The 15,356-nt window shown below is 75.9% G+C and carries 13 protein-coding genes; 1 reads left to right on the forward strand and 12 read right to left on the reverse strand.

All coding sequences use genetic code 11. The features are described 5' to 3' along the window. Positions 1 to 159: 159 nt before the first annotated feature. The gene (locus E4P43_RS09435) at positions 160 to 666 is read right to left on the reverse strand and encodes a hypothetical protein (RefSeq protein WP_135145196.1); all 507 of its coding nucleotides are present in this window, start codon (positions 664 to 666) and stop codon (positions 160 to 162) included. A gap of 71 nt (positions 667 to 737) precedes the next feature. On the opposite strand from E4P43_RS09435, the gene E4P43_RS09440 reads away from it, so the two are divergent. Further along, a complete protein-coding gene (locus tag E4P43_RS09440) occupies positions 738 to 1,133 on the forward strand; it encodes a DCC1-like thiol-disulfide oxidoreductase family protein (protein WP_135145197.1) in 396 nt (131 codons plus the stop codon). Here the strand turns inward: E4P43_RS09440 and E4P43_RS09445 are convergent. The 11 genes from E4P43_RS09445 to E4P43_RS09495 form a co-directional block, all read right to left on the reverse strand. Continuing rightward, a complete protein-coding gene (locus E4P43_RS09445; RefSeq protein WP_135145198.1) occupies positions 1,121 to 2,368 on the reverse strand; it encodes a hypothetical protein in 1,248 nt (415 codons plus the stop codon). The two genes, E4P43_RS09440 and E4P43_RS09445, sit on opposite strands and share 13 nt — an antisense overlap. Beyond that, on the reverse strand, positions 2,365 to 2,904 hold the full coding sequence (locus tag E4P43_RS09450) for a sigma-70 family RNA polymerase sigma factor (protein WP_135145199.1): 540 nt from the start codon (positions 2,902 to 2,904) through the stop codon (positions 2,365 to 2,367). The genes E4P43_RS09445 and E4P43_RS09450 overlap by 4 nt, the downstream gene beginning before the upstream one ends. Positions 2,905 to 3,000: 96 nt before the next feature. Then, positions 3,001 to 4,032, reverse strand: a complete 1,032-nt coding sequence (locus E4P43_RS20820; protein ID WP_280790953.1) for a transglycosylase family protein — start codon at positions 4,030 to 4,032, stop codon at positions 3,001 to 3,003. Between the two features lie 284 nt (positions 4,033 to 4,316). Continuing rightward, a complete protein-coding gene (locus tag E4P43_RS09460; RefSeq protein WP_245159042.1) occupies positions 4,317 to 4,727 on the reverse strand; it encodes a hypothetical protein in 411 nt (136 codons plus the stop codon). Positions 4,728 to 4,729: 2 nt separating this feature from the next. Continuing rightward, positions 4,730 to 5,965 carry a 3-deoxy-7-phosphoheptulonate synthase gene (locus E4P43_RS09465; protein ID WP_135145200.1) on the reverse strand — a complete coding sequence of 412 codons (1,236 nt, stop codon included), beginning with the start codon at positions 5,963 to 5,965 and terminating at the stop codon, positions 4,730 to 4,732. Next, entirely contained in the window at positions 5,962 to 6,681 is a 720-nt protein-coding gene (locus E4P43_RS09470) for a TetR/AcrR family transcriptional regulator (RefSeq protein ID WP_209313809.1), read from the reverse strand. Before E4P43_RS09470 ends, E4P43_RS09465 begins: the two co-directional genes overlap by 4 nt. Before the next feature lie 54 nt (positions 6,682 to 6,735). Continuing rightward, positions 6,736 to 8,217 carry a sodium:solute symporter gene (locus E4P43_RS09475; protein ID WP_135145201.1) on the reverse strand — a complete coding sequence of 494 codons (1,482 nt, stop codon included), beginning with the start codon at positions 8,215 to 8,217 and terminating at the stop codon, positions 6,736 to 6,738. Positions 8,218 to 8,297: 80 nt separating this feature from the next. Next, positions 8,298 to 10,064 (reverse strand): allophanate hydrolase, encoded by a 1,767-nt coding sequence (gene atzF / locus E4P43_RS09480; protein ID WP_135145202.1) that lies wholly within the window; start codon positions 10,062 to 10,064, stop codon positions 8,298 to 8,300. Next, positions 10,061 to 13,714, reverse strand: a complete 3,654-nt coding sequence (gene uca, locus E4P43_RS09485; protein ID WP_135145203.1) for an urea carboxylase — start codon at positions 13,712 to 13,714, stop codon at positions 10,061 to 10,063. Before uca ends, atzF begins: the two co-directional genes overlap by 4 nt. Continuing rightward, complete coding sequence (locus E4P43_RS09490) at positions 13,711 to 14,376, reverse strand: urea amidolyase associated protein UAAP2 (RefSeq protein WP_135145204.1); 666 nt, start codon at positions 14,374 to 14,376, stop codon at positions 13,711 to 13,713. The genes uca and E4P43_RS09490 overlap by 4 nt, the downstream gene beginning before the upstream one ends. Then, entirely contained in the window at positions 14,373 to 15,248 is an 876-nt protein-coding gene (locus tag E4P43_RS09495; protein WP_135145205.1) for an urea amidolyase associated protein UAAP1, read from the reverse strand. The genes E4P43_RS09490 and E4P43_RS09495 overlap by 4 nt, the downstream gene beginning before the upstream one ends. Positions 15,249 to 15,356: the final 108 nt, after the last annotated feature.

Genomic DNA, 15,356 nt, shown 5'->3' on the forward strand with positions numbered 1-15,356 from the left:
CTCCCCTGCCGACGACCTTGTCGGACCGAACCTAGCCCCTGATCGCGGGTCCCACCGGCTACCGGCGAGTAAGTGATCACCGCCTCCCGCGGGCCGGCGGGAAGGCAGGTCGGCCAGCACGCACGGACCACCGGTCGCCGGCCTCACCGCAGCGCCGGACTACGCCGCGAGGTAGGCGTACAGCTTCGCGCGCGCGTCGTGACGGGCCAGGTCGCGGAGGTTCCGCAGCATCTCCAGCAGGTCGGCCGGGTCGGCGTGCGCGAGCTCCTCGGTGCGGCTCCACGCCTCGGCCACCTCGGTGAGGCGGGCGTCGCCGGCGGCCGCGACCGCTTCGCGCAGCGCGTCGCTGACGGTCATGACCACGACGTCGCCGGTGGGGGTGGCGGCCACCTCGGCGCCGTGCCGCGGGTCCTCCTGCACGGTGTCGTAGCCGACGCCGGTCAGCAGCTCGGCGAGCGTCCCGAGCGCGACCACGGGGTCGGCGGCACGGGTCGCGAAGGCCGGGTAGCCGGGACCGAGCTCGGTGACCACCGGCTCCGTGCGGAAGAGCCCGGTCTTCCGGTGGCCGGTGACCTCCGGCCACCCGAGCGGCCCGCCCGGCCTGGTCAGCGCTGCCGCGGCGGCCGCGTCGTCGTCGGCCAGGAAGTAGACGTAGTCGACACCCACGGCGGGATCCTGGCAGGTGGGAGCCTCGCGCATGGGAGAGTGCCGCGTCCCACCGACCGCCGGGAGTCCTCGTGCAGCGACCCGCCCTCGTCTTCGACGGCGACTGCGCCTTCTGCAGCCGCAGCGCCGGGCTGGCGCGCCGGATGCTGCCGGCCGACGCAGACGTCGTCCCCTGGCAGCAGGTGGACCTCGCGAGCGCCGGGGTCACCGCCGAGCGGGCGCAGCGAGAGGTGCTGTGGGTCGACCGCCACGGGACGGTCACGGGCGGCGCGGCCGCCGTCGCCCTCGCGCTGCGGGCCGCCGGTGGGCCTTGGGCGCTGCTCGGCTTCCTCCTGTGGCTGCCGCCGGCCCGCTGGCTCGCGCCGTCGGTGTACCGGCTGGTGGCGGCGAACCGGTACCGGCTGCCCGGCGGGACGGCGGCCTGTCGCGTGCCGTCCGCCCCGCCGCAGGCCGATCAGGGGTCGTAGCTCATCCCCTCGGCCATGGCCAGGACGTCGTCGCGGGTGAGGGTGTCCGGTGCCTGGAAGAGGAACCCGGTGCCGTCGGGGAACTCGGCAGCGAGGTACCACATCCGCTTGCCCGTGCCCAGGTCGGCGAAGTGGTCGGGCACCGACACCAGCCGGGCCGGGCCCCCCTTGACGGTGACCTCCTCGACCGGGTTGCCGTCGGCCATCCCCTGCAGCACGACGTCCGGGGAGTCGTAGCCGCGCCACCGCTCGAGCAGGCTGACCGCCACGCGCTCGCTCGGGTTCGTCGGGTCGGCCTCGTCGATGAGCGCGAGGTTGCCCAGGCTCTCGTAGCTGGACACCACCCACCCCTGGGGCGCGAGACCGAACTGCAGCTGCACCGGCTGGGGGCGGTCGACGATCGACTCACCCACCGACACCAGAGCGGCCTCCGAGCCGTACCGGTCGCCCCACCCCCACACCCCGACCCACAGCCCGTCGGCGCGCTGCCAGTAGAGCTCGGCGTAGGTGTCGCTGCACAGCTCCTCCGGCTCGTCCTCCTGTGCCGGTGAGGCGAGGGCGTAGGTGCAGGACGGCTCGGACAGGGTGGCGCGGGCGAAGTCGGCCGGCCGGCCGCCCACGGTGGTGGTGCCCCGGTCCTGGACCTCGTCGTCGGTGTAGGGCGGCGCGATGTAGCTACCGGGCGGCGGCACCCGCGGATCCCGCTCGGAGACGGTGAACGTGAACCCCGGGTCGTCCTCCGAGCTGTACCGGGCGGAGTAGGTCAGCGGGTCCACGGCGCCGAACATCTCGAGTCCTCCCGCACGCACCAGGATCGGCGTCAGGCCGTCGGGCGCCGGGTCCAGCGAGTAGGGGAAGGTGATCGCCTCGGCGCCCACCAGCGTGAGTCCGCCCGGTGGGTCCAGCGGCAACGGCGCGGGCTCGACCGTGGCCGGGGCGGGCGTGGCGACCGGCTGCCGTACCGGCGCAGGCCCGTCCACGACGACGGCGGTGGCCCACGCCGCGGCGAGCACGAGCACACCCGCGCCGGCGCGGACCAACGTCCTCCGGCTCGGACGCCGACGGCGTGGTGCGGTGCGGGCCTCGGCAGCCAGCTGCCGGGCGGCGACGACCGAGGCGGGCTCGTCGGGCCCGGTGACGAGGCGGAGGAAGTCGGCGGGCAGCGCGGGAAGGTCGGCGTCGCGGACGCCGGAGGCCGCGGCCAGGCGGTCGTCGAGCTCTCGGTCGATGCTCATCGGGCGGTCTCCTCGTCGGTGGAGGGGTCGAGGGCGGCGCGGAGCCGGCCGCGGGCGCGGTGCAGGCGGACCCGTGCGGTCCCGGCCGTCAGACCGAGAGCCGCGGCGGCCTGGGCGGGGGTCAGCCCCTCCCAGGCGACCAGCGTCAGCAGCTCGCGGTCGTCGGCGGACAGCTGCTGCAGGGCGGTGCGCACGAGGGCGTTGTCCGCCGACCGCTGGAGCAGGTCGGCGGGGTCGGGGACGGCGTCCGGGGCGAAGGACCGGGCGAGCCGCTCCCCCAGCCGGCCGGCACGGTCCTGCCCGCGCAGCGCGTTGGCGAGGTGCCGGCGGGCGATGCCGAACAGCCACGGCCGCGCGTCGTCCGGGTCCGGCGGCATGTCGGCCCGGCGCCGCCACGCGGTCGCGAACGTCTCGGCGACGACGTCGAGGGCGTCCTCCCGGGTGGCCGACCTCCGCAGCGCGTAGCCCAGCACCGCGGTGCCCGAGCTCCGGTAGACCTCCTCGAAGAGGTCCCGGCCGGATGGCGGTCTGGTCATGGGTGGTGGCGGCCCCTGCGTCGCGATCACATCCGGTACTTGTCCGGACCGTACTGATCGTTACAGCGCCGCCACGATCCGCTCAGGGACCAGCGGTCAGAGGAGCTTGCCGCAGGTCGGCCAGGCCCGCGGTCCCTGCGTGGCGAGGACCTTCTCCGCGACCGCGATCTGCTGCTCCCTGGTGGCCAGGTCGGCCCGGGAGGCGTAGGCACCGCCACCGAACGACGTCCACGTCGTCGGGCTGAACTGGAGGCCCCCGTAGTAGCCGTTGCCGGTGTTGATGCTCCAGTTCCCGCCGGACTCGCACTTCGCCACGGCGTCCCAGTCGTGGCCGCCGACCGGGCCGGGCACGGGCACCGGGACCGGTGCCGGGGCCGGGGCCGGGGACCCCCGGCCGGGCTGCGGCGTGGCCGGCTGCGGGGTGGCCGGCGGCGCCGTGGCCCGCGGAGCGGCCGCGACCTGCGCCTCGAGGGTGACCAGCGTCGTCCGCGCCTGCTGCAGCTGCGCCTGCATGGCGTCCTGCTCGGCCCGCAGCTCGCCCAGCTGCTCCTGCGCGCGGCTCTGGGCCGCGTCGGCCGAGGCCAGCACCGCCTGGGCCGACTGCTTCGAGCGGTCGACCTCGGCGACGGCGGCCTGCGCGGTGGTCTCCGCCTCCACGGCCCGGGCCTGGGCCACCGAGACGACGGTCAGGACCTCGCTGCGCCGGGCGCCCACGGCCTCCAGCAGCGCGGCCCGCTCGATCACCTGGGTGAGGCTGTCCGACGTGACCAGGCTGCGCAGGCCGGGGGTCGTCGCCCCGGACATGTAGCTGGTGCGGGCGAACGCACCGACGGCGTCCTGCGCGTCGGCCAGCTCGGCGCGGGCCTGCTCGGCCGCGGCGCGGGCGGCCTGCGCGGCGGCGTCGGCCTGCGCGTAGGCCTGCTGCTGGGTGTCGAGCTCCGCGCGGGCGGCGGCTGCGCGGCCCGCTGCCGCGTCCGCCGCGGTCTGCGCGGCGCCGAGCCGTTCCAGCAGCTCGCCGACCTGCGCGGCCGCGGCGTCCGCGGCCTGCTCGGCGGCGCTCACCTCGGAGTCGGAGGGTGCGGCCGCGGCCGCGCCCGGGAGCACCGCGAGCCCGAGGACCGCCGCCACGAGGAGGCCGCCGCTCCGACCGGTCCGACCCCTGCGCCGGTTCGGCCCATGACCGAGCGGATCGCCCACGCGTGCTCCTCCTCCGTCGCCGGACGCCGGCGCGTCGCCCGGCCCGTCGTCCCAGGGTGCCCAGGGCGGGCCGGGGCGACGCCTCGACACGCGCAGCCGTCCGGCCCGGCGCGCCGGATCGTTATCGGTGCCGACGGTGCGCAGTGCGCCCGGTCGACTCGCACGGCCGACCCCTGGACCGCGTCACAGCGCGGTCCAACGGTCGACGGCGTGGCTCAACCCGGACCGGCCGAGCGCCTCCGGCGCAACCAGCCGCCGCCGTACAGCGCCCAGAGCACGAGCAGCGGCTGGAAGAACAGCCGCACCAGGCGCTTGCGGTCGGTGTCGAGGCCGAAGGCGTCGGTGCCCTCGAGGTACTGCGCGACGTTGCCCGGGAAGATGACGACGAAGAACGCGGCCAGCAGCCCGCCGACGAGCCGCTTCCGCCGCGGCAGGGCGACGAAGGCCGCCCCCAGGGCGATCTCGGCGACCCCGGACCCCAGCACCGTGAGGTCCTCGTCCAGCGGGAACCACGCGGGCACCTGCGCCCGGAACTCCTCCCGCTGTGTCGTCAGGTGCAGCACCCCGGCGCCCACCATCGTCGCCCCCAGGACGAGTCGGGCGGCGGTCCGGGCGCGGGCGGCCACGGTCAGCTCCTCCGGGCGCGGGCGGCTCCGGCCAGCTCGGCCAGCATCGCCTCGGTCGTCGGGAGGTCGACGCAGGCGTCGGTGACGCTCCGGCCGTGCTCGAGGCGCTCCGGGTGCTGCCGGTCGAGGTCCTGCCGCCCGGCCACCAGGTTGCTCTCCACCATGACGCCCCGGATGGCCGTCTCGCCGCCGGCGACCTGCCCGGCGAGGTCGTGCACGACCTCGATCTGGCGCAGGTGGTTCTTCTGGCTGTTGCCGTGCGAGGCGTCGACGACGACGACCTGCGGCAGCCCCCGCTCGGCCAGCCGCTGCCGGAGGTCCGCGATGTGCTGGGCGGAGTAGTTGGGGCCGTCCTTGGCGCCGCGCAGGATCACGTGCCCGGTGTCGTTGCCCGTGGTCGACAGCTGGGCGGAGACGCCGTGGGCGTCCACGCCGAGGAACTCGTGCGGCGACCGCGCCGTCACCACCGCCTGGATCGCGGACTCGACGCTCCCCTCCGGGGAGTTCTTGAAGCCGACGACCGAGGAGAAGCCCGACACCCGCTCGCGGGCGGTCTGGTCGGTGACGTTCCGCGCCCCGACGCCGTTGTAGGTGACCAGGCCGTTGACGTACTGGGGGGTGAGGGCGTTCAGCGGCTCCGCGGCGACCGGGACGCCGAGGTCGGTGATGGCGCACATGAGCATCCGGGTGGCGACCAGGCCGACGCTGATCCGGCTGGAACCGTCGAGGAAGGGGTCGTAGGCGAAGCCCTTCCAGTCCACCTCGGTGCGCGGCTTCTCCGTGTAGGTCCGCATCAGGATCTCGAGGTCCGCACCGTGCCGCTCCCGCATCCGCGCGATGAAGCCGGCGTACTCCAGCGCGGCCTCCGCGTCGTGGATCGAGCAGGGGCCGGCGATGACCGCGAGGCGCCGGTCGGCGCCGGACAGGATGCCGGTCATGGCCCGGCGGGCGGCCCGGGTGGTCGCGGCGGAGGTCTCCGACAGCGGGACGACGGCGGCCACCGACGCCGGCGTCACGACGACGCTCAGCCCGGTGATGCGGGCGTTGACCAGGTCGCCGAGGTCGGCGGCGTCGTCCGGCGCGACGCCGAGCTCCCGCTGGACCCCAGGCAGCAGGTCGGCCAGCGCCGCGTCGATCTGCCCGTTGACGCGGGTCTGCACCTCCAGCAGCAGGTCGGCGACCCGTGCCGCCCGGTCCAGGATGCGGTTCGCAGCGATGGGAGCCTCCTCGGTCGTCACCGGCCCGTCGACCGGCCGGCCCCGCCATCCTCCCCGACCGGCTCCGCGAGCGGTCGGCTGACCGCCAGGGACGCCGCCCGCAGCGCCGTCCGGTCCCCGCGCCAGCCGAGCGCGTGCAGGCCGAGGTCGGCGGTGCGCAGCGGCTGGTCGGGCCGGCCGGTGGCGTCGGCGCGCAGGTTCGGCAGGGTCTCGGTCAGCCGGAAGACGACCTCGTCGTCGGGGTCGGCCACGAAGTCGCCCGGCACCGCCGGTGGCAGGGCCTCGACCACCGCACGGGAGAGGTCGCGGTACCGGGTCCGCAGGTGGTCGCGGTCCCGCGAGAAGCGGGCGAAGCGCTCGGTCCGGACCTCGGGCAGCAGGTAGAGGATGCCCAGGTTCCAGGGGCTCTCCCACAGCTGCCGGCAGTCCAGGTGCGTGAGGGCGTGCAGGCGCACCTCCGGCGCCAGCGGCAGCCGGGCCAGCCGCTCCGCCCACGCCAGCGGACGGGTCACCGTGCCGCTGAGCAGCGCCTCGAGGATGTCGTCCTTGGTGCGGAACCAGTGGTAGAGCGAGGCCTGCCGCATCCCGACCGCCTCGGCGATCTGCCGGGTGGAGGTGGCGGCGTAGCCGCAGGTGGTGAACAGCTCCCCCGCCGCGTCGAGCACCTCGTCGCGGGCGGTGTCGCCGGCCCGCCTCCGGTCCTCGAGCCGGGGGCGCCCGGTGGCGGCAGCACGCACGGCCCCGATGCTGCCGGACAGGGCCGTCGCCGTGCGCGCTGCCGCCACGCCCGCCTACCGGGCGACCGCGAGGTCGGGCACGGCCGGCGCCGGGAGCGGCGCGGGCCCCTCGTCGGCGGCGCGGCGCCGGGAGACGGCGGCGACTGCGACGTAGGTGACCAGGCATGCGCCGGCCGCCCAGAAGGTCGACCAGCCGTCCGCGGAGGCGGAGACCAGGTCGTTGTCGACGTGGAACAGGGTGTTCTCGACGCCGTAGATGGTGGGCGTGAGGACGAAGAACGTGAGCCGCACGCCCATGCCGACGACGATCGCGGCGGCCGCGGCGGCCGCTCCGCCCCGCTGCCAGTACAGCCCGAGGGCGAACGGCACGACCAGGCTGGCGAGCAGCAGGTCGAAGGCGAGGGTGAGCAGGATGCCGGTCTGCGGCACGCGGAGCGCCACGACTGCGCCGAGCGCGGCCATCGGCAGCGTGGCCCACCGGGTGGCGGTCATGATGCGCGGGGTCATCACCGCGCTGCCGGCGTCGACCTGCAGCACGTTGCGCACCAGGACCGACGCCGTGCTCAGCAGCACCCCGCTCACCGTGGTGACGGTGGCGGCGAGGATGCCGGAGATCACGATGACCGCCAGCCAGGCCGGCGCGTGCTCCCCGAGCAGCGTGTAGAGGATCGGTCCCTCGGCGTCGCCGACGACGCCGACCGCGGCGAGCGCGACGAACGACAGCGGCAGGCAGAACAGCAGGATCCCGGCGGAGGCGGAGAAGCAGGCGCGCTGCGCGGTGCCCGGGCTGCGGGAGGAGAAGCCCCGCTGCATGAGGTCGATGGCCACGAGGTTGCCCAGGCCGAGGGCGATGATCGTGGCCCAGTTGACCACCGCGCCGGAGTCGGCGGAGGTGAGCTGGTCGAGGTTGCCGGCGCCCAGCCCCCCGGGCGCGGTGAAGCCGTGGGTGCTGCCCATCCAGACCACCAGGGCGATCACGCCGACGACGTTGATCGCCACCTGCGCGACGCCGGTGTAGACGCTGGCGAACATCCCGCCGGTGATCGTGTAGAGCAGCGCCAGCGGGATCGTGATGAGGATGCCGACGGTGTAGCTGACGCCGAGGAAGCGCTCGAGCAGGAAGCCGAGCGCGACCAGGTTGCCGGCCAGCAGGAGGCCGAAGCTGGCCACCGTGAGCAGCGAGGCCGACAGCTCGGTCCCCCGGCCGAACCGGCGGCGGAAGAACTCCGGCAGCGTCACCACGTTGGCCGCGTGCATCCTCCGGGCGAAGAACAGGCCCATGAGCAGCAGGCACAGCGCCAGGCCGATCGGCAGCGCGGCGCCGGCCCAGAACCCGAAGGCCGCGGCCAGGTCGGCGTTGCCGACGGTGGCGTTCGAGTCGACGGCCTGGGAGATCAGGACGGCGCCGACCAGGCCGGCGGACAGGGTGCGCCCGGCGACCAGGTAGTTGGCCGAGTCCCCGCGGACTCTTCGTGCGGACACCAGCCCGCTGACCGTGAGGACGAGCATGCACAGACCGACACCAGCAACGACCATGTCGAGACTCCAGAACGGTGGACGGGAGGGGTGGGTGGAGCCCCGGCGACGTCGGCGGGAGGTACTGCGGGGAGGGCGGGTCAGACGAGGTGCGGGACCCCGGCGGGCGGCGCTGCCCGCTGGGCGGTGAGCCAGTCGCCGTGCTCGCTGATGTCCCGGCCGGACTGCCAGGCCTCGAGCGAGCAGCCGAAGCCGACGACCTCGGAGCGGTCGGCGAGCTCCACCCGGCCCAGGTGCATGGGGGCGGGCAGGGCGGCGAGGAACGTGCCGAGCTGCGCGGTCGGCACCAGCCAAAGCTGGCCGCCGATCGCGACCCCGGCGGCGGTGCCGACCCGGGCCAGGCCCGGCTTGGCGGGCACGGTGCCCAGCCGGGCGAGGCGGTAGGCGGCGGCGGTGGTCGCCGGGCCGAGCCACCGCGCGCCCAGCGCGTCGAGCTCGCCCGCGAGGGGCTGGCCGCGCAGGTGCGCGCCGACGACGAGCAGCCGGGTGGCGTCCGCGCCGGCCGCCACCGGCCAGGGCAGGTCGCGGGGCACCGCGACCGCCCGGGCACCGGCCCGGGCCACCGACGGGGTCGGCAGCTCCACCAGCCGCGCCAGGTCGAGCGCGAGGGCGTCGGCCCCGGCCCGCGCGAGGACCGAGACGCCGAACTCGAGGTCCTCGCCGTCGTCGTCCCGCACCGTGCCCGAGGGGACGGCCACGGCGCAGAGGTCCATGAGGTTGCAGAAGTTCGTGTACGTGCCCAGGCCGGAGTTGACGCCCACCGGGTCAGCGGCGACCTCGGCCAGCGTCGGGTGCGAGGTGGTGGTCGGGACGAGCAGCGCGTCAAGCCCGTCGAGCGTGGCCAGCGCGGTCGCCGTCAGCTGCTCCAGGCGCTCCCGGTCGTGCAGCAGCCGGGTCGCGGTCACCGTGCCGGCAGCGCCGATGATGGCGCCGACCACCGGGTCGACGTCGTCGCGGTGCGCGTCGACGAACGCGCCGACGGCCGCGTGCCGCTCGGCCACGAGACCGCCGTCGTAGAGCAGCCGCGCCGCGTCGAGGAACGGGGTGAGGTCGACCGGCTGCACCGCGACGCCCTGCGCGGCGAGCCGCTCCACCGCCACCGCGAAGGCCGCGCGCCGGGACGCGGACAGGCCCGGCAGCTCCGCCGGCACGGCGACCCGCGCCCCCGGACGCGCGGCCAGCGGGGCCGCAGGAGGCCAGGGACGCGCACCGCCGGCCATCTCCGCCATCGCGGCCTCGGCGGTGCCCAGGTCGCGGGCGAAGACGGTGACGCAGTCGTAGGAGCGGCAGGCGGGGACGACACCCTCGACCGGCACCACCCCGACGGTCGGCTTGATGCCCACCACGCCCTGCAGCGCGGCCGGCACCCGCCCGGATCCGGCGGTGTCGGTGCCCACGGCCAGGTCCACCAGCCCGAGGGCGACGGCGACGGCGGACCCCGAGCTCGACCCGCCGGAGATCCGGTCGGGGCGCCGGGCGTCGCGGACCGCGCCGTGCGGGCTGCGGGTGCCGACCAGGCCGGTGGCGAACTGGTCGAGGTTCGTCGTCCCGAGCACCACGGCCCCGGCGGCGCGCAGCCGGGCCACGGCCGGGGCGTCGGCCGCCGCCGGCGCGGTCGCGAAGGCCGGGCATCCGGCCGTCGTGGGGAGGCCGGCGACGTCGACGTTGTTCTTCACCGCCGCGGCCAGCCCGGCCAGGGGCAGCCGCTCCCCCGCCGCGACCCGCCGGTCGACGGCGGCGGCCTCGGCGAGGACGTCCGCCTCGTCCCGCAGGTGGACCCAGACCTCGGGCCGGTCGACCTCGGCGACCGCGAGGTAGGCCGCCCGGACGCGCTCGACGGCGCTCACGCGGACACCAGCTCCGCGGCCTCGGCACCGACGACGACCAGCGGCGTGCCGGCGGAGACCTGCGTGCCCGCGCCGACGAGGACGTGGGTGACCACGCCGTCGGCCGGCGCGGTTAGCACCGTCTCCATCTTCATGGCCTCGAGCGCGAGCAGCGGCTGGCCGGCGGTGACCCGGTCCCCCACCGCGACGTCGACCCGCCACACGTTGGAGACGAACGGTGCGTCCACCCGCTCGGCGCCGTCGGGGAGCACCAGCTCGCCGGCCGGCTCGGCCGCCACCGAGGACTCCGCCCGCTTGGCGCGGTCGAACTCCCCGGCGGCCTCCCAGTCGGCGCGCTCCTGGCCGAACGCGGCGGCCTGCTGCGCGCGGAAGGCGGCGATGGAGTCGGCGTTCTCGGCCAGGAACCGCTCATGCTCGGCGAGGGAGAACGTGCCCTCGGTGATGTCGACCGAGCCGCGCCCCGCCGCCATGTCCGCGCGCAGGTCCAGCAGCTCCTCGGCGGTGACCGGGTACCAGGAGATGCGGTCGAAGAAGCGCAGCAGCCAGGGGCTGCCCGGCTCGAACGGCGCGGTGTGCCGGTACCGGCTCCAGACCTGCGTGGTGCGGCCGACGAACTGGTACCCGCCCGGCCCCTCCATGCCGTAGATGCAGAGGTAGGCGCCGCCGATGCCGACCGAGTTCTCCGCCGTCCAGGTGCGGGCCGGGTTGTACTTGGTGGTGACCAGCCGGTGCCGGGGGTCCAGCGGGGTGGCCACCGGGGCGCCCAGGTACACGTCGCCCAGCCCGAGGGTCAGGTACTCCGCGGAGAAGACCGTCGCCATGACGTCGTCCGCGCCGGCCAGGCCGTTGACCCGGCGGATGAAGTCGATGTTGGACGGGCACCACGGGGCGTCGTCGCGGACGCCGGACATGTAGCGGGAGATCGCCTCGCGGGTGGCCGGGTCGTCCCAGCTCAGCGGCAGCCGCACCGACCGGCTGGGGACGACGAGCTCCGAGGTCGCGGGCAGCTCCCGCTCGACCTCCGCCAGCAGCCCCAGCAGCCGGGCGACCGGGAGCACGTCGGGGTCGACGTGCACCTGCAGCGACCGGATGCCCGGCGTGAGGTCGAGGATCCCCCGGACCTCGCCGGCGTCCTGCAGCCGGGCCAGCCGCGTGTGCAGGGCGTGCACGCGAGCGCGCAGGGCCAGGTCCAGCACGATCTCGCCGTACTCGACCAGCACGTTGTCGTCGCCGCTGCGCCGGTAGGTCACCGACGGCGCACCGTCCACCGCCGGGCGGCGGCCGAGCACGCCGTCGTCGCCGTCGCCGCCGGAGGTGCGCACCAGGGGCGACGCCGCCCGCCGGCCGGCCGACAGGTCCGCCCGGGAGGCCACCTCGGCGACGCGCACCGGCACGAACCGGACCGTGTCGCCCGGCCGGAGCTGGCCGAGCTTCCACCGGTCGGCGGTGACGACCGTGACCGGGCAGACGAAGCCACCGAGGCTGGGGCCGTCGGGCCCGAGCAGGATCGGGGTGTCGCCCGTGAAGTCCAGCGCGCCGACCGAGTAGGCGTTGTCGTGGATGTTCGACGGGTGCAGGCCGGCCTCGCCGCCGTCGGGCCGCGCCCACGCCGGCTGCGGCCCGACCAGCCGGACGCCGGTCCGGGCCGAGTTGAAGTGCACCGTGTACGGGCTGGCGTAGAGGGTCTCGACGTCCTCGCGAGTGAAGAACTCCGGGGCGCCGTGCGGCCCCTCGGTCACCGCGAGCTGCCAGTCGTTCGGCATCGCCGGGCGCACCTCCACCGGGACCGGGCCGGCGGCGCGGCCCGGGGCGTCGGCGGCGCGCAGCACGTCACCGGGCAGCAGGGCCCGGCCGCCGTGGCCGCCGAACTGGCCGAGGGTGAACGTGGCCGCGCTGCCCAGGTAGGCCGGCACGTCCAGGCCACCGGCGACGAGCACGTAGCTGCGCATCCCGGTGCCCTCGGCGGCGCCGACGTCCAGGAGCCCGCCCGCGGGGACCTCGACCGGCTCCCACATCGGCACCGGCCGCCCGTCGACGGTCACGGCGCACTCCGCTCCGGTGACGCAGACGGTGGTCGCCGCCGAGAAGCGCAGCGCCGGGCCGGAGGCGGTGCACTCCAGGCCGGGCACGCCCTCGCGGTTGCCGAGCGCCCGGTTGCCCAGGCGGAAGGAGAGGTCGTCCATCGGCCCGCTCGGCGGGACGCCGACCTGCCACAGGCCGACCCGGCCCGGGGCGTCCTGCACGGTGGTCATCAGGCCGGGGCGCTCGACGGTGATCCGCGGCCGCGGGTCGCCGACGCCGGCCAGGGTGGCGGTGCTGTGCTCTGCGGCCCTGACCTCGGGGAGAGCCGGCACCGCGGCGAGCAGCCCGAGGTTGACCTCGATGCCGTACATCGTGGTGCGGGCCAGGGCGTCGCCGAGCCGGTCGAGGGCCTCGTCGCGGTCGGCGCCGGAGGTGATGACCTTGGCCAGCAGCGGGTCGTACGACGGCGACACCTCGGTGCCGCTCTCCACCCAGGCGTCGACGCGGACGCCGTCACCCTCGGGGAGCTGCACAGAGGTGAGCACGCCGGCGCTGGGCTGGAAGTCGCGCGCCGGGTCCTCGGCGTACACCCGCGCCTCGACGGCGTGCCCGCGCACCGGCACCGCGCCGGTGGGCGCGCCGGCGAGGTGCCCGTCGAGCACCGACGTCTCCCCCTGCGCCAGCCGCAGCATCCAGGCGACGAGGTCGACGCCGGTGACCGCCTCGGTGACCGGGTGCTCCACCTGCAGGCGGGCGTTGACCTCCAGGAAGGAGGCCTCCTGCCGCCGGGGGTCGTAGATGAACTCGACGGTGCCGGCCGAGCGGTAGCCGACCGACGCCGCGAGCGCGCGGGAGGACTCGTGCAGCTGCTCCCGGAGGGCGTCCGGCAGCGCCGGGGCGGGGGCCTCCTCGAGCACCTTCTGGTTGCGCCGCTGCAGGGAGCAGTCGCGGTCCCCGAGCGAGAGGACCCGGCCGGTGCCGTCGCCGAAGACCTGCACCTCCACGTGCCGAGCGTGCTCGACGAAGCGCTCCGCGAACACGCCGGCGGAGCCGAAGCTGCGCTCGGCCTGGCGCACGACCCGGTCGTAGGCGGCGAGCAGCTCCCCGGCGTCGCGGCAGACCTGCATGCCGATCCCGCCACCGCCGCCGGTGGCCTTGAGCATCAGCGGGTAGCCGACCTCCTCGGCCGCTGTGAGCGCGGCGGCGGCGTCGTCCAGCAGCCCGGTCCCGGCGAAGATCGGGACGCCCGCGGCGTGCGCGGCGTCCCGGGCGGTGTGCTTGGTGCCGAACACGCGCAGCTGCTCCGGCGTGGGCCCGACGAAGGTCAGCCCGGCGGCCTCGACCGCGGTGGCGAAAGCGGCGTCCTCGGAGAGGAAGCCGTACCCGGGGTGCACCGCACCGGCCCCGGTCCGGGCGGCCGCCTCGAGGACGGCGTCGGCCCGCAGGTAGCTCTCCTGGGGGGCGGCCGGGCCGATGCGGACCGCCTCGTCGGCGAGGTGCACGTGCGGGGCGCCGCGGTCGGCGTCGGAGAAGACGGCAACCGTCCGCAGGCCCAGCGCCTTCGCCGAGCGGATGATCCGGACGGCGATCTCGCCGCGGTTGGCCACCAGCAGGGTCTCGAAGGTCATGCCGCACCGCCCGGGCGGGTGACGACCATGCGGACCGGCGTCGGGTCGAAGGCGTTGCAGGGGTTGTTGACCTGCGGGCAGTTCGAGACCAGCACCAGGGTGTCCACCTCGGCGCGCAGGGCCACCCGCTTGCCGGGGCCGGAGAGCCCGTCTACGATGCCGAGGGCGCCGTCCGGGTCGACCGGCACGTTCATGAACCAGTTGATGTTCGAGGCGAGGTCCCGGGCGTCCAGCCCGTGGCGGGCGCCCTCGACCAGGAAGTTCTCCAGGCAGCCGTGCTGGGCGCGGGTGTGCTGCCCGTAGCGCAGGGTGTTGGACTCCTTGGAGCAGGCGCCGCCCAGGGTGTCGTGCACCCCGACCTCGTCGGCGACGACGGTCATCAGCGCCTGGCCGGTGTCGGCGCGGAGCACCGAGCCGGTGGTCAGGACGATGCGGCCCTGCCGGCGGACCGTCTCGGCCGCGGAGTAGCGGACCGAGGTGTCGGCGGCGGAGTAGAGCAGGCAGTCGACGGCCTGGTTGCCGGCCAGGTCGACGATGGTGAGCACGTCCCCGGCGGCGACGACGGCCGACCACGGCCCGCGGGCGGCGACGACCTCGTCGAGGACGAGCTCCCCCGGCACGAGCGCGGGCGTGGTGGGTGGGACGAGGTCCTGGACGGTCACAGCACTCCCCTGGCGAGCAGATCGGCGTCGGTGTTGGCGATGGCCTGGACGTGCTCGGGGCCGAGCGGTCCCACGAGCTCGCCGGCCACGAGGCGGTGGAGGTCACCCGGCGCGGCCCAGGCGCGGACCTCCAGCGGCGAGCAGGTGAACTCCGGCCGCGGGTCCAGCGGGTGGGCGGTGTTGGCCAGCAGCACCACCGTGTCGACGTGCAGCAGCAGGTCCACCGAGGCGCCGGGGCCGGCCGAGCCGAGCCACTCGAAGGAGCCGTCGGCCCGCACCCGGACGCCCTGGAAGAAGGAGACCGACGGTGGGAGGTCGCGGACGCCGAGGCCGTGCTTGAGGGCGCCGAGGGTGAGCAGCTCGCGGCCGGCCGGGGAGCCGGACTCCGGGGCCGCGGCGCCGTAGCGGGCGAGGTTGCCCTCGCGCGTGGTCGTGCCGGTGAGCGCGTCGTGCTGGCCGGAGGTGTCGGCGACCACCGTCGCCAGCACCCGGCCGAAGCCGCTGAGCAGCGGGTGGCCGGCGGACAGGTAGGCCTGCCAGGGCACCTTGACGGTGTCGGCCACGTTCAGCCGCTCGTGCGGCGAGTCGGCGCGGTGCAGGAGGACGGAGGCACAGGCCGCGCCGTCCCGGTCGGTCAGCCGCAGCCGGGTGCCGCGGGCGAGGACGGCGGTGGCGTAGCCACCGGGCGCGACGGTCTCCGCCCAGCGCAGCGCCTCGGCCGAGAGCCCGTCGGGGACGACGCCGGGAGCGGCGGGTGCGGAGGCCGGCGGGACGTGCCGCATGAGGTCGGCGGTTCGGCCGTGCTGGGCTCGGGCGTGCGCCCTGGCCCCGGCCGTGGTGGCCGTCGCTGAGCCGCTGGTGGTGCTGGTCACGGGCCCTCCCGTGGTGTCGGCGACGCCCTCGCGGGGAGGGCTTCCTGTCGCTCGACAGTTTTTCGAGCACCACGGGGTGGGTGGGTTGCCTGCGCGTTACCGCTCAGC

It is taken from the genome of Blastococcus sp. TF02A-35, from assembly GCF_004571075.1.
Taxonomy (GTDB): domain Bacteria; phylum Actinomycetota; class Actinomycetes; order Mycobacteriales; family Geodermatophilaceae; genus Blastococcus.